Source organism: Paenibacillus phytorum (genome assembly GCF_013141715.1).
GTDB classification, from domain to species: Bacteria; Bacillota; Bacilli; order Paenibacillales; family NBRC-103111; genus Paenibacillus_E; species Paenibacillus_E phytorum.
Map to the genome: position 1 here is coordinate 23,283 of NZ_WHOA01000070.1, position 19,278 is coordinate 42,560.

Annotated in this window: 22 protein-coding genes; all 22 read left to right on the forward strand. The window is 43.9% G+C overall.

Features of this window, described 5'->3' with window-relative positions; genetic code table 11:
* Positions 1 to 228: 228 nt before the first annotated feature.
* Positions 229 to 3,768, forward strand: a complete 3,540-nt coding sequence (gene rpoB, locus GC098_RS09000; protein WP_171642875.1) for a DNA-directed RNA polymerase subunit beta — start codon at positions 229 to 231, stop codon at positions 3,766 to 3,768.
* Between the two features lie 69 nt (positions 3,769 to 3,837).
* Positions 3,838 to 7,458 carry a DNA-directed RNA polymerase subunit beta' gene (gene rpoC / locus GC098_RS09005; protein WP_171642876.1) on the forward strand — a complete coding sequence of 1,207 codons (3,621 nt, stop codon included), beginning with the start codon at positions 3,838 to 3,840 and terminating at the stop codon, positions 7,456 to 7,458.
* Between the two features lie 190 nt (positions 7,459 to 7,648).
* Positions 7,649 to 7,900, forward strand: coding sequence for a ribosomal L7Ae/L30e/S12e/Gadd45 family protein (locus GC098_RS09010; RefSeq protein WP_171642877.1), 252 nt, complete (start codon positions 7,649 to 7,651; stop codon positions 7,898 to 7,900).
* A gap of 163 nt (positions 7,901 to 8,063) precedes the next feature.
* Positions 8,064 to 8,483 carry a 30S ribosomal protein S12 gene (gene rpsL, locus GC098_RS09015; RefSeq protein WP_028557500.1) on the forward strand — a complete coding sequence of 140 codons (420 nt, stop codon included), beginning with the start codon at positions 8,064 to 8,066 and terminating at the stop codon, positions 8,481 to 8,483.
* Positions 8,484 to 8,527: 44 nt separating this feature from the next.
* Positions 8,528 to 8,998 carry a 30S ribosomal protein S7 gene (gene rpsG, locus GC098_RS09020; RefSeq protein ID WP_028557499.1) on the forward strand — a complete coding sequence of 157 codons (471 nt, stop codon included), beginning with the start codon at positions 8,528 to 8,530 and terminating at the stop codon, positions 8,996 to 8,998.
* 38 nt (positions 8,999 to 9,036) lie between these two features.
* Complete coding sequence (gene fusA, locus GC098_RS09025; protein ID WP_171642878.1) at positions 9,037 to 11,112, forward strand: elongation factor G; 2,076 nt, start codon at positions 9,037 to 9,039, stop codon at positions 11,110 to 11,112.
* Positions 11,113 to 11,151: 39 nt separating this feature from the next.
* A complete protein-coding gene (gene tuf / locus GC098_RS09030) occupies positions 11,152 to 12,342 on the forward strand; it encodes an elongation factor Tu (protein ID WP_047683193.1) in 1,191 nt (396 codons plus the stop codon).
* Positions 12,343 to 12,582: 240 nt separating this feature from the next.
* On the forward strand, positions 12,583 to 12,891 hold the full coding sequence (gene rpsJ, locus GC098_RS09035) for a 30S ribosomal protein S10 (protein WP_028557496.1): 309 nt from the start codon (positions 12,583 to 12,585) through the stop codon (positions 12,889 to 12,891).
* A 45-nt stretch (positions 12,892 to 12,936) separates the two neighbouring features.
* The gene (rplC, locus tag GC098_RS09040) at positions 12,937 to 13,560 is read left to right on the forward strand and encodes a 50S ribosomal protein L3 (RefSeq protein ID WP_028557495.1); all 624 of its coding nucleotides are present in this window, start codon (positions 12,937 to 12,939) and stop codon (positions 13,558 to 13,560) included.
* A 16-nt stretch (positions 13,561 to 13,576) separates the two neighbouring features.
* Positions 13,577 to 14,203 carry a 50S ribosomal protein L4 gene (gene rplD, locus GC098_RS09045; protein WP_060647784.1) on the forward strand — a complete coding sequence of 209 codons (627 nt, stop codon included), beginning with the start codon at positions 13,577 to 13,579 and terminating at the stop codon, positions 14,201 to 14,203.
* Positions 14,200 to 14,490 carry a 50S ribosomal protein L23 gene (gene rplW, locus GC098_RS09050; RefSeq protein ID WP_028557493.1) on the forward strand — a complete coding sequence of 97 codons (291 nt, stop codon included), beginning with the start codon at positions 14,200 to 14,202 and terminating at the stop codon, positions 14,488 to 14,490. The genes rplD and rplW overlap by 4 nt, the downstream gene beginning before the upstream one ends.
* A gap of 31 nt (positions 14,491 to 14,521) precedes the next feature.
* The gene (gene rplB / locus GC098_RS09055) at positions 14,522 to 15,352 is read left to right on the forward strand and encodes a 50S ribosomal protein L2 (RefSeq protein ID WP_028557492.1); all 831 of its coding nucleotides are present in this window, start codon (positions 14,522 to 14,524) and stop codon (positions 15,350 to 15,352) included.
* Positions 15,353 to 15,400: 48 nt separating this feature from the next.
* Entirely contained in the window at positions 15,401 to 15,679 is a 279-nt protein-coding gene (gene rpsS, locus GC098_RS09060) for a 30S ribosomal protein S19 (RefSeq protein WP_029196461.1), read from the forward strand.
* 31 nt (positions 15,680 to 15,710) lie between these two features.
* Complete coding sequence (gene rplV / locus GC098_RS09065) at positions 15,711 to 16,043, forward strand: 50S ribosomal protein L22 (RefSeq protein ID WP_028557490.1); 333 nt, start codon at positions 15,711 to 15,713, stop codon at positions 16,041 to 16,043.
* A 13-nt stretch (positions 16,044 to 16,056) separates the two neighbouring features.
* Positions 16,057 to 16,719 (forward strand): 30S ribosomal protein S3, encoded by a 663-nt coding sequence (gene rpsC, locus GC098_RS09070; RefSeq protein ID WP_171642879.1) that lies wholly within the window; start codon positions 16,057 to 16,059, stop codon positions 16,717 to 16,719.
* 3 nt (positions 16,720 to 16,722) lie between these two features.
* Entirely contained in the window at positions 16,723 to 17,157 is a 435-nt protein-coding gene (gene rplP / locus GC098_RS09075; protein ID WP_029196459.1) for a 50S ribosomal protein L16, read from the forward strand.
* Positions 17,147 to 17,344, forward strand: a complete 198-nt coding sequence (rpmC, locus tag GC098_RS09080; RefSeq protein WP_028557487.1) for a 50S ribosomal protein L29 — start codon at positions 17,147 to 17,149, stop codon at positions 17,342 to 17,344. The genes rplP and rpmC overlap by 11 nt, the downstream gene beginning before the upstream one ends.
* Before the next feature lie 27 nt (positions 17,345 to 17,371).
* On the forward strand, positions 17,372 to 17,635 hold the full coding sequence (gene rpsQ, locus GC098_RS09085) for a 30S ribosomal protein S17 (RefSeq protein ID WP_171642880.1): 264 nt from the start codon (positions 17,372 to 17,374) through the stop codon (positions 17,633 to 17,635).
* A 35-nt stretch (positions 17,636 to 17,670) separates the two neighbouring features.
* Positions 17,671 to 18,039 carry a 50S ribosomal protein L14 gene (gene rplN, locus GC098_RS09090; protein WP_028557485.1) on the forward strand — a complete coding sequence of 123 codons (369 nt, stop codon included), beginning with the start codon at positions 17,671 to 17,673 and terminating at the stop codon, positions 18,037 to 18,039.
* Between the two features lie 55 nt (positions 18,040 to 18,094).
* Complete coding sequence (rplX, locus tag GC098_RS09095; protein ID WP_079418006.1) at positions 18,095 to 18,448, forward strand: 50S ribosomal protein L24; 354 nt, start codon at positions 18,095 to 18,097, stop codon at positions 18,446 to 18,448.
* A 33-nt stretch (positions 18,449 to 18,481) separates the two neighbouring features.
* Entirely contained in the window at positions 18,482 to 19,024 is a 543-nt protein-coding gene (gene rplE, locus GC098_RS09100) for a 50S ribosomal protein L5 (protein WP_171642881.1), read from the forward strand.
* A gap of 36 nt (positions 19,025 to 19,060) precedes the next feature.
* The gene (locus GC098_RS09105) at positions 19,061 to 19,246 is read left to right on the forward strand and encodes a type Z 30S ribosomal protein S14 (protein ID WP_029196455.1); all 186 of its coding nucleotides are present in this window, start codon (positions 19,061 to 19,063) and stop codon (positions 19,244 to 19,246) included.
* Positions 19,247 to 19,278 lie beyond the last annotated feature (32 nt).

The following is a 19,278-nucleotide window of genomic DNA, read 5'->3' on the forward strand; positions in this document are numbered from 1 at the left end:
GGATGAATAAAATTTGAACTTGTAACGTATAATGTTTGAATTTTAGGAAACTCTAACAGGATGGGAAGAAATATTTGGAAAAGTCTTATTGATTACAGGGAAAAACCTTCCTTCATACAGTCGCTTAATTCGGACGGGCTCCACTAACGGAGGCGTCCTGAGTGTACGTCGGTAGAAGTTTTTCTTCTTCTTTTTATTTATTGAGTAGAGTTGAGGGGTGAATGAAAGTTGGCGGGACATCTTGTTCAATTTGGACGACGTAAACGCAGGACTTATGCACGAATTAATGAGGTGCTGGGCATTCCAAACCTGATTGAAATCCAGCAAAAATCGTATGAGTGGTTTTTGGAAGAAGGACTTCGCGAGATGTTTCAGGATATCTCTCCGATCCAGGATTTTACAGGTAACCTAGTACTGGAGTTTATTGACTATAGCTTAGGCGAGCCTAAGTATTCAGTTGATGAATCCAAAGAACGCGACGTAACCTATGCGGCGCCGTTAAGAGTCAAAGTCCGTTTGATTAATAAGGAAACCGGTGAGGTCAAAGAACAAGAAGTGTTCATGGGGGATTTCCCTATCATGACTGACACGGGAACGTTCATTATTAACGGTGCGGAGCGTGTAATCGTCTCCCAGCTCGTTCGTTCACCCAGTGTTTATTATAGCACGAAAGTGGATAAAAACGGCAAAAAAACATATACCGCAACCGTCATTCCGAACCGTGGAGCTTGGTTGGAGCTTGAGACTGATGCGAAAGATATCATCTATGTTCGTATCGATCGCACGCGTAAAATTCCAGTAACTGTCCTTCTTCGTTCCTTAGGATTTGGTACAGATGCTGAGATTTTGGATTTGCTGGGTGACAATGAATACATCCGTAATACGCTCGATAAAGATAACACGGATTCTACGGAAAAAGCGTTAATCGAAATCTATGAGCGTCTTCGTCCGGGCGAGCCTCCTACACTTGATAATGCTAGAAGCTTGATCGTTGCTCGTTTCTTTGATCCGAAGCGTTACGATTTGGCGAATGTAGGTCGCTACAAAATCAATAAAAAACTTCACATCAAAAACAGATTGTTCAATCAGCGTTTGGCTGAAACACTGGTGGACTCCGAGACTGGAGAAATCATTGCAGAAGCTGGGCAATTGCTTGATCGTCGTGTTTTAGATGAAATCCTTCCTTTTATTGAAAAAGGCGCAGGGTATAAAGAATTTACGATTCCTAAAGGTGTAACGGGCGCGGATACGATTCCAGTTCAGTGCATCAACGTTTATTCACCAACAGAAGAGGGCAAGGTCGTTAAAGTTATTTCTAACGGTGTTATTGATAAAACTGTCAAAAACATCACGCCTGCCGATATTATTTCATCCATTAACTATTTCATCAATTTGCTTCACGGTATCGGAAATACGGATGATATTGACCACTTGGGTAACCGTAGACTTCGTTCTGTAGGTGAATTGCTGCAAAATCAATTCCGTATTGGTCTTTCCCGTATGGAACGTGTTGTTCGTGAGCGTATGTCGATTCAAGACGCGAATGTAATTACACCACAAGCGTTAATCAACATTCGACCTGTTATCGCATCGATCAAAGAGTTCTTCGGTAGTTCACAGCTTTCTCAGTTTATGGACCAAACGAATCCACTTGCTGAATTGACGCACAAAAGACGTCTGTCTGCACTCGGACCCGGCGGTTTGACGAGAGAGCGTGCAGGTATGGAAGTTCGTGACGTCCATCACTCTCACTATGGCCGTATGTGTCCAATTGAGACGCCAGAGGGACCGAACATTGGTTTGATCAACTCCTTGTCTACGTTTGCCCGTATTAATGAGTATGGCTTCATTGAGGCGCCATATCGTTGGGTAGATCCGAAGTCAGGACTTGTAACTGACCAAATCGCTTACCTGACAGCAGACGAAGAGGATAACTATGTTATCGCTCAAGCAAATGCGCAATTGACGGAAGATAATAAATTTGTTGAAGATGCAATTATCGTGCGTTACAAGGATGACAACTTAACACTTCCGGTTGAACGTGTCGATTACATGGACGTTTCTCCGAAGCAAGTTGTTTCCGTGGCAACGGCGTTAATTCCGTTCCTTGAAAATGATGACTCCAACCGTGCGCTTATGGGTTCAAACATGCAGCGTCAAGCGGTTCCGCTTTTGATCCCGAAAGCACCTCTTGTAGGAACGGGTATGGAGCATAAGGTCGCAAAAGACTCAGGAGTATGTATTGTCTCCAAATTCGATGGAATTATTGAGAAAGCTGCTGCGAATGAAATTTGGCTGCGTCGCCAAGAATTGGTCGATGGCAAGCTAGTTAGCGGCAACATCGTCAAATATAAACTTCACAAATTTATGCGTTCTAACCAAGGTACATGTATTAATCAACGTCCGATTGTAAAAAAAGGCCAATTGGTTAAAGCGGGCGATATTCTTGCAGATGGACCATCAACGGAGCAAGGTGAATTGGCGCTTGGACGTAACGTAGTCGTTGCCTTCATGACTTGGGAAGGCTACAACTATGAGGATGCGATCTTGCTTAGCCAGAAACTTGTTAAAGAAGATGTGTACACCTCCATTCACATTGAGGAGTACGAGTCCGAAGCTCGTGATACGAAGCTGGGACCTGAAGAAATCACTCGCGATATCCCGAACGTTGGGGAAGATGCACTGAAAAATCTTGACGAGCGCGGAATTATCCGTGTCGGTGCCGAAATCGGCGCAGGCGACATCCTCGTTGGTAAAGTAACACCTAAAGGTGTAACTGAGTTGACTGCGGAAGAAAGATTGCTGCATGCGATCTTCGGTGAGAAGGCTCGTGAGGTTCGTGATACATCCCTTCGCGTACCACATGGTACAGACGGTATTGTTGTTGATGTGAAAGTATTTACTCGTGAGAACGGCGATGAGCTGCCTCCTGGTGTGAACCAACTCGTTCGTGTCTATATCGCACAAAAACGGAAAATTTCCGAGGGCGATAAAATGGCAGGACGTCACGGTAACAAAGGGGTAGTGGCACGTATTCTTCCGGAAGAAGATATGCCTTTCCTTCCAGATGGTACACCGGTTGAAGTTGTATTGAATCCACTAGGGGTTCCTTCACGGATGAACATCGGTCAAGTGCTTGAAGTTCACTTAGGTATGGCTTCCAAGTACCTGGGTATCCATGCTGCAACGCCAGTATTCGATGGAGCGCGTGAGTATGACGTGTTCGATGCGATGGAAGAAGCAGGTATGCAGCGTAGCGGTAAAACGATTCTGTACGATGGTCGTACAGGCGAATCGTTCGAACGCGAAGTTACCGTTGGCGTCATGTACATGATTAAACTGGCGCACATGGTTGATGATAAAATCCATGCCCGTTCAACTGGACCTTACTCCCTTGTTACTCAGCAGCCGCTGGGTGGTAAAGCGCAGTTCGGTGGACAACGTTTCGGGGAGATGGAGGTATGGGCACTCGAGGCTTATGGAGCTGCTTATACACTGCAAGAAATTCTTACTGTGAAATCCGATGACGTTGTAGGCCGTGTGAAAACATATGAGTCTATCGTTAAAGGCGAAAATGTTCCAGAACCAGGTGTTCCGGAGTCATTCAAAGTTTTGATCAAAGAGCTTCAAAGCTTAGGTATGGATGTTAAAATCCTTTCCGGCGACGAAGAAGAGATCGAAATGAGAGAAGCCGACGATGACGACGAAGTCACTAGCGATAAATTAAACCTAAACTTAGAGGGCTCTGAATTAGGAGTCAACGAATAAAGAACACCACAATAGATCGAGAACGATTCACTGTATAGTGGGTTTAAATTCTTAAAGGAGGGTTGCTCCTTGATGGACGTTAACAACTTCGAGTTTATGAAAATCGGCTTGGCATCACCCGATAAAATTCGCTCTTGGTCCCGTGGGGAAGTAAAGAAGCCGGAAACGATTAACTACAGAACCTTAAAGCCTGAGAAAGAAGGTCTTTTCTGCGAAAAGATCTTCGGGCCTACCAAAGATTGGGAATGTCATTGCGGTAAATACAAACGAGTTCGTTATAAAGGCGTTGTTTGTGACCGTTGTGGCGTTGAAGTAACACGTCAAAAGGTACGTCGTGAGCGCATGGGTCATATTGAACTTGCCGCTCCGGTATCCCACATTTGGTACTTCAAAGGTATTCCAAGCCGTATGGGGCTTGCGTTAGATATGTCTCCAAGATCGTTGGAGGAAATCATCTACTTCGCTTCCTATGTGGTAACTGATCCAGGGGATACACCTTTGGAGAAGAAACAACTGCTTTCAGAGAAAGAATACCGCAGCTATCGCGAGAAGTACGGTTATGCTTTCCAAGCGGGAATGGGTGCGGAAGCCGTTAAAAAACTTCTAGTCGATATTGATATCGAGCGTGAAGTAGATACACTCAAAGAAGAACTCAAAACAGCGCAAGGTCAACGTCGTAATCGTGCGATTAAGCGTCTGGAAGTTATGGAAGCATTCCGTAACTCGAAGAATTTACCAGGCTGGATGGTTCTGGATGTACTTCCTGTCATCCCTCCGGAGCTACGTCCGATGGTACAGCTTGATGGTGGCCGCTTCGCGACTTCTGACTTGAATGATCTGTATCGCCGCGTTATCAACCGTAACAACCGCTTGAAAAGATTGCTCGACCTAGGCGCTCCGGATATCATTGTTCAAAATGAAAAACGGATGCTCCAAGAAGCGGTTGATGCTCTTATCGATAATGGTCGTCGCGGCCGTCCGGTAACAGGCCCTGGTAACCGTCCTTTGAAATCCCTCAGCCATATGCTGAAAGGTAAACAAGGACGTTTCCGTCAAAACTTGCTCGGTAAACGTGTTGACTATTCCGGTCGTTCCGTTATCGTTGTAGGTCCTAACCTGAAGATGTACCAATGTGGTCTTCCGAAGGAAATGGCACTTGAGTTGTTCAAGCCTTTCGTTATGAAAGAGCTTGTAAATAAAGGTTTGGCCCATAACATCAAAAGTGCAAAACGTAAAGTTGAGCGCGTAAGTCCAGATGTTTGGGATGTACTTGAAGAAGTAATTAAGGAGCACCCGGTTCTTCTGAACCGTGCCCCTACGCTGCATAGACTTGGTATTCAAGCTTTTGAACCGATTCTGGTTGAAGGCCGCGCTATTAAACTTCATCCGCTCGTTTGTACAGCTTACAACGCTGACTTCGACGGTGACCAAATGGCCGTTCACGTACCATTGTCTTCTGAAGCTCAAGCTGAAGCTCGCTTGCTCATGCTGGCGTCAGGTAACATCTTGAATCCGAAAGACGGTAAGCCTGTCGTTACGCCTTCACAGGATATGGTTCTGGGAAGCTTCTATTTAACAACAGACAACAAATTCGCTAAAGGTGCTGGTTCTATTATTAGAACAGTGCATGAAGCAGTTTCTTCTTACCAATCGGGCAAAATGGCACTGCACGCACGGGTTGCTATTCCTGCAAGAGCATTGAACAAAGTTAGTTTCTCTGAGAAACAGCAAAATGCAATCTTGATCACGACGATCGGTAAAATCATTATGAATGAGATTTTCCCTAGCGACTTCCCATTCATTAATGAACCAACCAAAACAAACCTGCTGAATGGGATTCCTGATGCTCACTTTGTTTTTGAAAAAGGTGCTGATCTTAGAGCTATTATGTTGGAACGTGAAGAGAACAAAGCGGTAGGTAAAGAATATCTCGGTTCTATCATTGCTGAGTGTTTCCGTAAATACCACACAACTCAAACGTCCATGATCCTTGATAAAATTAAAGAGCTTGGATTCACGTACTCCACCAAAGCGGGTATTACCGTAGCTGTCTCTGACGTTGTTGTTCCTACTGAAAAAGTAGCGATCCTCAAAGAATGTGAAGAGAAAGTACGTGTAGTAACGAACCAATACCGCCGCGGTTTGATTACAGATGAAGAGCGTTATGACCGAGTTATTGCGATCTGGAGTAAAGCAAAGGATGAAATCACAGATATTTTGATGAAATCCCTTGATAAATACAACTCTATTAGCATGATGGTTGAATCCAAAGCGCGGGGTAATAAATCTCAGATTACACAGCTTGGCGGTATGCGTGGTTTGATGGCGAATCCATCCGGTAAAATTATGGAGTTGCCAATTAAATCGAACTTCCGTGAAGGTTTGACAATCTTGGAGTACTTTATTTCCACGCACGGAGCGCGTAAAGGTCTTGCCGATACAGCGTTACGTACAGCTGACTCCGGTTACCTGACTCGTCGTCTCGTTGACGTAGCACAAGACGTTATCGTTCGTGAAGATGATTGTGGAACTGACAAAGGCTTCATGGTTAGCAAAATTCAAGATGGTAAAGAGGTTATTGAAGATCTCTATGACCGTATTGAGGGTCGCTATGCTTATGAAACTCTTCGTCATCCGAAAACAGGTGAAGTTATTGTTCAACGCAATGAACTCATCGAATCGGGTATTGCAGATACAATTATTGAAGCAGGTATCGAGAAACTTCAAATTCGTTCCGTTCTTAGCTGCCGTACCAATCATGGTGTTTGTAAAAAATGTTACGGTCGTAACTTAGCTACTGGCCAGTTTGTTGAGGTTGGTGAAGCAGTTGGTATTATCGCTGCTCAATCCATTGGTGAGCCAGGAACACAGTTAACGATGCGTACGTTCCATACCGGTGGTGTTGCCGGAGATGATATTACGCAAGGTTTGCCGCGTATTCAAGAGCTCTTCGAAGCTCGGAATCCGAAAGGTCAAGCGATCATTTCCGAAATTGATGGTACTGTGAAAGAAATCCGTGAAGCTAAGGACCGTCGTGAGATTGAAGTCCAAGGGGAAGCGGAATCCAAGGTATATGCAGTTCCTTACGGTTCACGTGTACGTGTTTCATTGAATCAACAAGTGGAAGCTGGAGACGAGTTGACTGACGGTTCTATCGATCCGAAGGAAATGCTCCGTATCAAAGGTATCCGCGGTGTGCAGAACTACATTCTGCAAGAGGTTCAACGCGTATATCGTAACCAAGGGGTAGAAATTAACGATAAACATATCGAAGTTATGGTTCGCCAAATGTTACGGAAAATCCGTATCGTTGACGCTGGAGATACAACGCTTCTTCCTGGTTCCTTCGTAGACATCCATGAATACGAAGCAGCCAACAAAGTTGCCTTATTCGCTGGTAGTGAGCCTGCTGTTGCAAGGCCTATCTTGCTCGGTATTACTAAAGCGTCCCTAGAGACCGATTCCTTCCTATCTGCAGCGTCTTTCCAAGAAACGACACGTGTCTTGACGGATGCAGCAATTAAAGGCAAGGTTGACCAATTACTTGGTCTTAAGGAGAACGTTATTATCGGTAAACTTATACCTGCAGGTACGGGTATGCCTCGTTACCGGAATATCCGTATTACGGATCCGAACGAAGTGGTTGTACAAGACGAGGATCTTGAAAAAGAAACTGTCACTGTTGAATAGATTCGCTATGTAATCAGGAGGGATAGCCACTTTATAATGAAGTGCGCTGTCCCTTCTGCTTTACTTTTACTAATCTAGTAAGACTAATAAAATATATGAAGTTATTCCTTGACACCCGAAGATCAAAGTGCTAATATATCGTAGTGTGCCTAAGTCGATATTCTTTCCTTTTCTTTGAAGGGGGTGCCTTATGTCTTATGATAAAGTCAAACAGGCGAAGAATATAAGTGTAGGTACGAAAAAAGTTACAAAAATAGTCGAACAAGGTAAGGCAGTCGAAGTTTTTGTTTCTAAAGATGCAGATCCGCGATTGACGATAAATCTGGTAACTCTCTGTACGCAGAAGGGTGTACCTATTACCTACGTAGATTCTATGAAGATGCTAGGTAAAGCATGTGGAATTGAAGTTGGAGCTGCGGTAGCAGCTGTTGTAAATGAATAAACGCTAAAGACGTTTTTGTTAGTGGCCATAGCCTACATAAGTTCTTATAACTTTTCGCAGCTATCCATGGCAAGGACTTTCTCTTTGCTCATTTATGACTCGCCTGGATCTGTGGGCTTGCAAGAAGAACATCATGTTATGAATGTAGGGAGGAGGTGGCGATATGCCAACAATTAACCAACTAGTACGTAAAGGTCGTCAAGCGAAGGTGGATAAGTCTAAATCACCAGCTTTGCAAAAAGGTTTTAACGCTTTGAAAAGAGAAGCAACGGATTTGAGTGCACCTCAAAAACGTGGTGTCTGCACGCGTGTAGGTACTATGACTCCTAAGAAGCCTAACTCCGCACTTCGTAAATACGCACGTGTTCGTTTAACGAACCGCGTAGAGGTGACAGCTTACATTCCAGGTATCGGTCACAACCTGCAAGAACACAGTGTTGTATTGATCCGTGGAGGTAGAATTAAAGATCTTCCAGGGGTACGTTATCACATCGTGCGTGGCGCGCTGGATACTTCCGGTGTTAACAACCGTAAGCAATCCCGTTCCAAATACGGTACAAAACGTCCGAAAGTTAAAAAATAAGAGATAATAATCAGGGATGATTCTTATAAGAAAGGGGGATAACTATGCCTCGTAAAGGTCCAGTTACTCGCAGAGACGTATTGCCAGATCCAATTTATAATAGCAAACTAGTTACTCGTCTTATCAATCGCATTATGGTTGATGGAAAAAGAGGGGTAGCACAAACCATTCTATACAACGCTTTTAACCTCGTGAAAGATCGTACGGGTAAAGAGCCGATGGAAGTGTTTGAAGCTGCAATCAAAAACATTATGCCAGTACTAGAAGTTAAAGCTCGCCGTGTTGGTGGGGCAAACTATCAAGTACCTATCGAAGTAAGACCTGATCGTCGTTCGACATTAGGTTTGCGTTGGTTGGTTAACTACTCACGTCTACGTGGTGAGAAGACGATGGAAGAAAGATTGGCTTATGAAATCATCGATGCTAGCAACAGCACAGGCTCTTCCGTTAAGAAACGTGAAGATACACACAAAATGGCTGAAGCTAATAAAGCATTCGCTCACTATCGTTGGTAGAATTCTAAATCAATATCAGAAAGGAGACATAACGACCTATGGCTAGAGAGTTCTCCTTAAAAAACACACGTAATATCGGGATCATGGCTCATATCGATGCTGGTAAAACGACAACAACAGAGCGCATTCTGTACTATACAGGTAAAGTTCACAAAATCGGAGAAGTGCACGAAGGTGCAGCTACGATGGACTGGATGGAGCAGGAACAAGAGCGCGGAATCACGATTACTTCCGCCGCTACAACTGCGCAATGGGAAGGTCACCGCATCAATATTATTGATACCCCGGGACACGTTGACTTTACCGTTGAGGTAGAGCGTTCCCTTCGTGTGTTGGATGGAGCAGTTGGTGTATTTAGTGCGAAAGAGGGCGTTGAGCCTCAATCGGAAACAGTTTGGAGACAAGCTGATAAATACAACGTTCCACGGATTGCTTACGTAAACAAAATGGATATCATCGGTGCAGACTTCTTGCAAGTTGTTGAATCCATGCGTCAAAAACTTGGTGCAAATGCAGTAGCTATTCAACTTCCAATCGGTGCTGAGAATGAATTCAAAGGTATCATTGACTTGGTTGATGAAGTTGCTTATATGTACAAAGACGATCTTGGTAAGGATATCGAGAAAATCGAGATTCCTGCTGAGTTCAAAGATCAAGTTGCAGAACTTCGCTTGGAATTGATTGAGAAAGTCGCTGAGCTTGATGAAGATCTTACAATGAAGTACCTTGAAGGCGAAGAAATTTCTGTTGACGAAATCAAAGCAGCTCTACGTAAAGGTGTCTGCGAAGTGAAAATCTTCCCAGTTATCGTAGGGTCTTCTTACAGAAACAAAGGTGTTCAATTGATGTTGGATGCGGTAATTAGTTACCTACCATCACCACTTGATGTACCTGACATTAAAGGTGTACTTGACGATGGTACTGAAGTGGTTCGTAAGTCTGCTGATGATCAACCTTTCTCAGCGCTTGCATTCAAAATCATGACAGATCCTTTCGTTGGTCGTCTTACGTTCTTCCGAGTTTACTCTGGTACCTTGAACTCCGGTTCCTACGTTGTTAACGCAACAAAAGGCAAACGTGAGCGCGTTGGTCGTATCCTGCAAATGCATGCGAACAGCCGTCAAGAAATCAGTATTGTATACGCTGGTGACATCGCCGCGGCCGTTGGATTGAAAGATACAACGACTGGTGATACACTTTGTGATGAGAAAAATCCAGTTATTCTTGAGAAAATGGTCTTCCCTGAACCGGTTATCCAGCTTGCTGTTGAACCGAAGACGAAAGCCGACCAAGATAAAATGGGTATCGCATTGCAAAAACTTGCTGAAGAAGATCCGACTTTCCGTGCTTCCACAGACGAAGAAACAGGACAAACGATCATCGCAGGTATGGGTGAGCTTCACCTTGAGATCCTCGTTGACCGTATGCTTCGTGAGTTCAAAGTAGAAACCAATGTTGGTAAACCGCAAGTAGCTTATCGTGAAACGTTCCGTGCATCAGCTAAAGTTGAAGGTAAATTCGTTCGTCAATCCGGTGGTCGTGGTCAATACGGACATTGTTGGGTTGAGTTCGAACCTCAAGAAGCTGGTACAGGTTTCATTTTCGAAAGCAAAGTAGTGGGCGGATCTATTCCTAGAGAATATATCGCACCAATTCAAGCTGGTATCGAAGAGTCCATGAAAAACGGTGTAATCGCAGGATTCCCTCTCGTGGATATCAAAGCTACAGTTGTTGATGGATCTTACCATGATGTTGACTCCAATGAAATGGCGTTCAAAATCGCAGGTTCCATGGCACTTAAAGCAGCTAAAGAAAAATGTAAACCGGTTCTTCTTGAGCCAATCATGAAGGTTGAAGTTACTGTACCTGAAGAGTACATGGGCGATGTTATGGGTGACCTTAACTCCCGTCGTGGACGTATTGAAGGTATGGATAACCGTCATGGCGCGCAAATCATCCGTGCTAAGGTGCCTTTGTCCGAAATGTTTGGATATTCCACAACACTTCGTTCAAGAACACAAGGCCGTGGTGTTTACTCCATGGAACTTTCACATTATGAAGAAGTACCTAAGTCCATTGCAGAAGAAATTATTGCAAAAGGCAAAGGCGCTTAATATAAAACTATTAGTCACTCTAAGGAGGAATCGTTTAAAATGGCAAAGGCTAAATTTGAACGTAACAAACCGCATGTTAACATCGGTACTATCGGTCACGTTGACCATGGTAAAACAACTTTGACAGCAGCTATTACAACTGTATTGTCCAAAAGATACGGTGGAGCTGCAGTAGCATTCGACCAAATCGATAAAGCACCAGAAGAGCGCGAGCGCGGTATCACAATCTCCACTGCTCACGTTGAGTACGAAACACCTAACCGTCACTACGCACACGTTGACTGCCCTGGACATGCTGACTATGTTAAAAACATGATCACTGGTGCTGCTCAAATGGACGGAGCGATCCTGGTTGTATCCGCAGCTGACGGCCCTATGCCGCAAACTCGCGAGCACATCCTTCTTTCCCGTCAAGTAGGCGTACCTTACATCGTAGTATTCCTTAACAAATGTGATATGGTTGAAGACGAAGAGTTGCTTGAATTGGTTGAGATGGAAGTTCGCGACCTTCTTAACGAATATGAGTTCCCAGGCGATGATACTCCAATCATCCGTGGTGCAGCTCGTGAAGCTCTTGCTAACCCAGAAGGTCCTTGGGCTGACAAAATCATCGAGTTGTTCGAACAAGTTGATACTTACATCCCAACTCCTGAGCGTCAAACTGACAAGCCTTTCCTTATGCCAGTTGAGGATGTATTCTCAATCACTGGTCGTGGAACAGTTGCAACTGGTCGTGTTGAGCGTGGTACTGTTAAAGTACAAGAAGAAGTTGAAATCGTTGGTATCGCTGAAGAAACTCGTAAATGCATCGTAACTGGTGTAGAGATGTTCCGTAAATTGCTTGATTCCGCTCAAGCTGGTGACAACATTGGAGCTTTGCTTCGTGGTGTAGACCGTAAAGATATCGAGCGTGGACAAGTACTTGCGAAACCAGGTTCAGTTAAACCACACACGAACTTCACAGCACAAATCTACGTTCTAACTAAAGAAGAGGGTGGCCGTCATAAGCCTTTCTTCACAGGTTACCGTCCACAGTTCTACTTCCGTACAACTGACGTAACGGGTATCATCTCCCTTCCAGAAGGTACTGAGATGGTTATGCCTGGTGATAACATCACTGTTACTGTTGAACTAATCAACCCAATCGCAATCGAAGAAGGAACACGCTTCGCGATTCGTGAAGGCGGACGTACAGTTGGTGCGGGCGCGGTTGCAACAATTCAAAAGTAATACCTATATATAGAAGAAACACTCATCGTTTAGGCGGTGGGTGTTTTTTTATGCATATGCCTAAAATTTCGCTTGCTTTTCCTTTTCAAATTTTATATAATATAAAACGTTGGTCTGTGACGTTGCGATGATGCGAAAGGTTGCCGACACACCTGGCCCCTTTGCCATGGGGATGGTTGTTGGAGAATTTTCGCGGAGTATGTCCGATAATAAATTGGGCGATAGAAGGAGGGACTTATCATGGCAAAGCAAAAAATTCGTATCCGTTTGAAAGCTTATGATCACAGAATTATTGATCAATCAGCTGAGAAAATCGTGGAAACTGCCAAGCGTTCCGGTGCAGGTGTATCCGGTCCGATTCCGCTTCCGACAGAGAAGCAAATCATCACGATTCTTCGTGCGGTGCACAAGTACAAGGATTCGCGTGAGCAATTCGAAATGCGTACGCATAAGCGTCTTATCGATATTGTGAATCCAACACCACAAACAGTTGATGCTCTAATGCGTTTAGACTTACCGTCTGGCGTTGATATTGAGATCAAACTGTAAAACAACTATAGAATGAACGTTTAGGAAGGAAATGAGGTGTCAACGATGAAAGGTATCTTAGGAAAAAAACTTGGGATGACACAGTTGTTTACTCCGGAGGGTAATGTAGTTCCGGTAACTGTCATTCAAGCGGGACCATGTGTGGTACTGCAAAAGAAAGATGTGGATAACGACGGATATGAGTCGATCCAAATCGGTTTTGATGATGTGAAAGCTAGCAGAATCATTAAACCAGAGCTTGGCCATGCGAAAAAAGCAGGGGCAACGCCTAAGCGCTACGTTAAAGAAATTCGTGGCATTCAGTTGGGTGACTATGAAGTTGGTCAAGAACTGAAAGCAGATCTGTTTACAGAGGGCGAATTCGTTGATGTAACGGGTACTTCCAAAGGTAAAGGTTTCCAAGGTAACATCAAAAGACATAACCAATCCACAGGCCCTATGGCTCACGGATCACGTTATCACCGCGGACCAGGTTCCATGGGTTCCATTCAAGCAAACCGCGTTCCTAAAGGTAAGAAATTGCCAGGGCACATGGGTAACGAAACAGTAACTTTGCAAAACCTGCAAATCATTAAAGTAGATGCTGAGCGTAACGTGTTGCTAGTTAAAGGTTCCATTCCGGGTCCTAGAAACAGCTACGTTAGCGTGAAGTCTGCTGTGAAAAAGTAAGAAAGGAGGAAGACAGATGCCAAAAGTAGCTTTATATAATGTAACAGGTGCTCAGGTAGGAGAAGTTGAACTGTCTGACGTTGTTTTCGGAATTGAGCCTCACGTTCATGCGATCCACGAAGCTGTTCTTTTGCAACAAGCAGCTGTGCGTCAAGGAACACACAAAACAAAAGGTCGTTCGGAAGTTCGCGGCGGTGGTCGTAAACCTTGGAAACAAAAAGGTACAGGTCGTGCGCGTCAAGGTAGTATTCGTGCTCCACAGTGGAAAGGCGGCGGTACAGTATTCGGACCGACACCTCGTAGCTATGGTTTCAAATTGCCTAGAAAAGTTCGTCGCTTAGCGATCAAATCCGCTTTGTCCTCGAAACTTATCGATAACAACTTGATCGTATTGGATCAACTTCAAATGAATGCTCCGAAAACGAAGGATTTCGTTGCTATTCTTAACAACCTGAAAGTAGATAGCAAAGTACTAGTTGTGGGCGTTGCTAACGACTCTAATGTTGCTTTGTCTGCTCGTAATATCCCAGGTGTGAAATTTGTTGCTGCTGATGGAGTTAACGTTCTTGATGTCATGCTTTATGACAAATTGATCTTAACACAAGAGGCTGTACAGAAAGTTGAGGAGGTGCTTGCACAATGAAAAATCCACGCGACATTATCAAGCGCCCGATCATCACTGAGCGTACAAGCGACCTAATGGCTAACAAAAAGTATGTTTTCGAAGTAGATCTTCGCGCTAACAAAACAGAAATTAAACAAGCTATTGAAGCGATCTTCAAAGTGAAAGTTACAAATGTAAACACACTCAGAATGCCTGCTAAGCCTAAACGTTATGGCAAACACTCCGGTTACACTTCCATCTGGAAGAAAGCTATCGTGTCCCTAAGCGCAGAAAGCAAAGAATTGGAATTCTTTGAATCAGTATAACCCTATCTCTTGAAGTAAGGAGGAAATCAGAGTGCCAATTAAAAAATACAAACCAACCTCACCAGCTCGACGTGCGATGTCGGTTTCTACTTTTGAAGAAATCACAACATCAACACCGGAGAAATCCTTGCTTGCTCCTTTGTTCAAGCATGCTGGTCGTAACAACCAAGGTAAAATTACGGTTCGTCACCATGGTGGTGGACACAAACGTAAATACCGTATTATCGATTTCAAACGTACTAAAGATGGAATACCAGGACGCGTTGCTACAGTTGAGTACGATCCTAACCGTTCCGCGAACATCGCATTGATTCATTATGCTGATGGCGAGAAAAAATACATCATCGCTCCAAAAGGCCTTAAAGTGGACGATCGTATCGTATCTGGACCACAAGCAGATATCAAAGTAGGTAACGCTCTTCCATTGGAAAACATTCCAGTTGGTACAGTTATCCACAACATCGAGTTGAAGCCTGGTAAAGGTGCACAATTAGTGCGCGCTGCCGGTACGGAAGCTCAACTTCTTGGTAAAGAAGAAACTTACGTAACAATTCGCCTTTCATCCGGTGAAGTTCGTAAAGTCCTTAAAGTTTGCCGCGCAACTATCGGTTCTGTTGGTAACGAAGATCACGAGCTCGTGAAAATCGGTAAAGCAGGACGTAATCGTTGGAAAGGCAATCGTCCACAAGTTCGTGGGGTCGTAATGAACCCGAATGATCACCCACACGGTGGTGGTGAAGGACGCGCACCAATCGGACGTAAATCACCTATGTCACCATGGGGTAAACCGACGCTTGGTTTCAAAACTCGTAAAAAAGGTAAAGCATCCGATAAATACATTGTACGTCGTCGTACGAAGTAATCTAGGATATAGACATTCTCTTAAGGTTCAAGGAAGGGAGGAACACCCATGGGTCGCAGCTTAAAGAAAGGTCCATTTATTGATGGATACTTACTGAAAAAAGTAGAAGACTTGAACACTTCCAGCAAAAAACTGGTTATCAAAACGTGGTCCCGTCGTTCTACGATTTACCCGCAATTCGTTGGTCACACTTTCGGAGTTTATGACGGAAGAAAACACGTGCCTGTATACGTAACGGAAGATATGGTTGGGCATAAGCTTGGTGAATTTGCTCCAACACGTACTTACAAAGGTCACGATGACGATAAGAAAACCGGAAAACGTTAATTTCAATTTTTAACCGAGAGGAGGTACTACCATGCAAGCAAAAGCAATATTGAACCACGCTCGGATTGCTCCTCGTAAAGCAAAGCTAGTTGTTGACTTGATTCGGGGAAAAGCGGTAGGTGAAGCGATTGCGATTCTGCGTCACACGCCTAAAGCAGCTTCTCCAATTCTGGAGAAACTACTGAATTCCGCAATTGCCAATGCAGAGCATAACTATTCATTAGATCCTAATAAACTTGTGGTGTCTGAGACATTTGTTAACCAAGGACCTACAATGAAAAGGTTCCAACAACGTGCAATGGGCCGCGCTAGCGCGATCAAAAAACGTACCAGCCACATTACAATCGTGGTATCTGAAAAATAAGGAGGGGTAACGTGTGGGTCAGAAGGTAAACCCGGTAGGCTTTAGAATTGGTGTCATTCGTGATTGGGAGTCCAAATGGTTCGCAGAGAAAGATTTCGGAACTCTGTTGCTTGAGGACGTCAAAATCCGCGAATACTTAAAAAATAAACTTAAAGATGCTGCAGTTTCCCACATCGAAATCGAACGCGCGGCTAACCGTGTGAACGTTACGATTCAAACTGCAAAACCAGGAATGGTTATTGGTAAAGGCGGAGCTGAAGTTGAAGTTATTCGTAACTACATCGCTGCTATGTCCAATAAAAAAGTTCACATTAACATCTCTGAAATCAAAAGCCCAGATCTTGACGCTATTCTAGTAGCTGAAGCTGTTGCACTTCAATTGGAACGTCGTGTTTCATTCCGTCGTGCAATGAAACAAGCTATGCAAAGAACGATGAGATCCGGTGCAAAAGGTATCAAAGTAGCAACTAGCGGACGTCTTGGCGGTGCTGAGATCGCTCGTACGGAAGGATATAGCGAAGGAACAGTTCCACTTCATACGCTTCGTGCGGATATCGACTATGGTACTGCTGAAGCAGCCACTACTTATGGACGTATCGGTGTAAAAGTATGGATTTATCGTGGAGAAGTGCTTCCGCCAGCTAAGAAAAAGGCTCAGCCGGAAGGAGGAATTTAAATCATGTTAGTACCTAAACGTGTAAAACACCGTAAAGAACACCGCGGTAACATGAAGGGTCGCGCTAAAGGCGGAACGGAAGTAGCTTTTGGCGAATATGGTCTGCAAGCGGTAGAACCGGCTTGGGTATCCAACCGTCAAATCGAAGCAGCACGTATTGCCATGACACGTTACATCAAACGTGGCGGTAAAGTTTGGATTAAAATCTTCCCAGCTAAACCAGTTACACAAAAACCGCTTGAAGTTCGTATGGGTAGTGGTAAAGGTAACGTGGAAAAATGGGTTGCTGTAGTAAAACCGGGTAAAATTTTGTTTGAACTTGCTGGTGTTAGTGAAGAGGTCGCTCGTGAAGCGATGCGTCTTGCTGCACACAAGCTTCCAATCAAAACGAAATTCGTGAAAAGAGAAGAAGTAGGCGGTGAAGCAAATGAAGGGTAGTGAATTCCGGAACTTAACCACTGCTGAAATTGAGCAAAAAGTTAATGGTTTTAAAGAAGAACTCTTTAACCTCCGTTTTCAACTAGCTACTGGTCAATTGGACAACCCGACTCAAATTCGTGATTTGCGTAAAGAGATCGCTCGTGCCAAGACTATTTTGCGTGAAAGAGAATTGGGGATTGGGTAACCAAATCTAGAAGGGAGTGTTCCTTAGATGGCTGAACGTAACGATCGTAAAGTTCTGATCGGTAAAGTTGTCAGCGATAAAATGGATAAAACCATTGTTGTTGCTGTTGAAACTTACAAAAAACATGAGCTCTATCACAAGAGAATCAAATATACGAAAAAGTTTAAAGCGCATGACGAAAACAACCAAGCTAAAATCGGTGACACTGTGAAAATCAGTGAAACTAGACCATTATCCAAAGATAAAAGCTGGAGACTGGTTGAAGTTACTGAAGTTGGCGTTGTTATCTAATAATCGAGACATGAACCCCGAAAGGAGGGAATACGATGATTCAACCATTTACTCGTTTGGCTGTCGCTGACAACTCAGGTGCGAAACAATTAATGTGTATCCGCGTTTTGGGTGGTACTGGTCGTCGCGTTGGTCACATTGGTGATTTGATCGTCTGTTCAGTAAAAGAAGCAACACCAGGTGGCGTTGTCAAAAAAGGTGACGTTGTTAAAGCAGTTATCGTTCGTACGAAGAGCGGTGCTCGCCGTAAAGACGGATCATATATCTCATTCGATGAGAATGCGGCTGTTATCGTGAAAGAAGATAAAAGTCCACGTGGTACACGTATCTTTGGACCAGTTGCACGCGAACTTCGTGACAGAGACTTCATGAAGATCGTATCCTTGGCTCCAGAAGTTATCTAAGAACAGTTACGATGTTTGTTTTCCTAACGGGAAACCTCAGGAGGTGTAGAAGCTAATGCCAAGATTAAAAAAGAGATTAGAATCTCATAACAATAAACTGCACGTGAAAAAAGACGATACGGTTTTTGTAATCACTGGTAAAGACAAAGGTAAGAAGGGTCGCGTTATCGCTGCTTATCCTCGTCAAAACCGTGTGCTAGTAGAAGGTGTAAACATGGTTAAGAAACATGCGAAACCATCTCAACAAAATCCACAAGGCGGTATCTTGAATCAAGAAGCTGCAATCCACGTTTCTAACGTGATGCTAATTGATCCTAAGAGCGGCAAACCTACTCGCGTAGGATACAAAGTATTGGATAACGGAACGAAAGTTCGTATCGCGAAAAAATCCGGCGAAGTTATCGATTAATACAAACAAGCATGGAAAGGAGGCAAATGAGTCATGGCAGTAAGAATGAAAGATCGTTATTTGAACGAAATCACTCCAGCGTTAATTCAAAAGTTTAACTACTCAACAGTTATGCAAGTTCCTAAAGTCGAGAAAATCGTTATCAACATGGGTGTTGGTGAGGCTGTATCGAACTCCAAAGTACTTGACACTGCAGTAGAAGATCTTCAAAAGATCTCTGGTCAAAAACCAGTTGTAACAAAATCCAAAAAAGCGATCGCGGGTTTCAAACTTCGTGAAAATATGCCAATCGGCGTAAAAGTAACTCTTCGCGGCGAGCGTATGTATCATTTCTTGGATAAACTTTTCAACGTATCACTTCCACGTGTACGTGACTTCCGTGGTATTTCCAACAAGGCTTTTGATGGCCGTGGAAACTACACACTTGGTCTGAAAGAACAACTCATTTTCCCAGAAATTGAGTATGATAAAGTTGATAAAGTTCGTGGTATGGATATTGTTATCGTTACAACGGCTAAGTCCGACGAGGAAGCTCGCGAGCTTTTAACACAACTCGGAGCGCCTTTCGTTAAATAGGTTACCAGTCGTACCTATCAGGAGGTGTTATATTAAGTGGCAAAAACTTCGATGAAAGTCAAACAGCAACGTACCCCGAAGTTTAAAGTGCAAGCATACACACGTTGTGAGCGCTGCGGACGTCCGCATTCAGTGCTTCGCAAGTTCAAAATTTGTCGGATTTGTTTCCGCGAATTAGCACACAAAGGTCAGATTCCAGGCGTTAAAAAAGCAAGCTGGTAATCACCCTATTTTCGGGAAGGAGGTTTACACAA

Excerpts from the sequence above, each read along its gene's own strand:
- GC098_RS09010 (WP_171642877.1), top strand. The coding sequence starts at position 7,649 with ATGTCTTATGATAAAGTCAAACAGGCGAAGAATATAAGTGTAGGTACG.
- rpsL (WP_028557500.1), top strand. The coding sequence starts at position 8,064 with ATGCCAACAATTAACCAACTAGTACGTAAAGGTCGTCAAGCGAAGGTG.
- rpsG (WP_028557499.1), top strand. The coding sequence starts at position 8,528 with ATGCCTCGTAAAGGTCCAGTTACTCGCAGAGACGTATTGCCAGATCCA.
- fusA (WP_171642878.1), top strand. The coding sequence starts at position 9,037 with ATGGCTAGAGAGTTCTCCTTAAAAAACACACGTAATATCGGGATCATG.
- tuf (WP_047683193.1), top strand. The coding sequence starts at position 11,152 with ATGGCAAAGGCTAAATTTGAACGTAACAAACCGCATGTTAACATCGGT.
- rpsJ (WP_028557496.1), top strand. The coding sequence starts at position 12,583 with ATGGCAAAGCAAAAAATTCGTATCCGTTTGAAAGCTTATGATCACAGA.
- rplC (WP_028557495.1), top strand. The coding sequence starts at position 12,937 with ATGAAAGGTATCTTAGGAAAAAAACTTGGGATGACACAGTTGTTTACT.
- rplD (WP_060647784.1), top strand. The coding sequence starts at position 13,577 with ATGCCAAAAGTAGCTTTATATAATGTAACAGGTGCTCAGGTAGGAGAA.
- rplW (WP_028557493.1), top strand. The coding sequence starts at position 14,200 with ATGAAAAATCCACGCGACATTATCAAGCGCCCGATCATCACTGAGCGT.
- rpsS (WP_029196461.1), top strand. The coding sequence starts at position 15,401 with ATGGGTCGCAGCTTAAAGAAAGGTCCATTTATTGATGGATACTTACTG.
- rplV (WP_028557490.1), top strand. The coding sequence starts at position 15,711 with ATGCAAGCAAAAGCAATATTGAACCACGCTCGGATTGCTCCTCGTAAA.
- rplP (WP_029196459.1), top strand. The coding sequence starts at position 16,723 with ATGTTAGTACCTAAACGTGTAAAACACCGTAAAGAACACCGCGGTAAC.
- rpmC (WP_028557487.1), top strand. The coding sequence starts at position 17,147 with ATGAAGGGTAGTGAATTCCGGAACTTAACCACTGCTGAAATTGAGCAA.
- rpsQ (WP_171642880.1), top strand. The coding sequence starts at position 17,372 with ATGGCTGAACGTAACGATCGTAAAGTTCTGATCGGTAAAGTTGTCAGC.
- rplN (WP_028557485.1), top strand. The coding sequence starts at position 17,671 with ATGATTCAACCATTTACTCGTTTGGCTGTCGCTGACAACTCAGGTGCG.
- rplX (WP_079418006.1), top strand. The coding sequence starts at position 18,095 with ATGCCAAGATTAAAAAAGAGATTAGAATCTCATAACAATAAACTGCAC.
- rplE (WP_171642881.1), top strand. The coding sequence starts at position 18,482 with ATGGCAGTAAGAATGAAAGATCGTTATTTGAACGAAATCACTCCAGCG.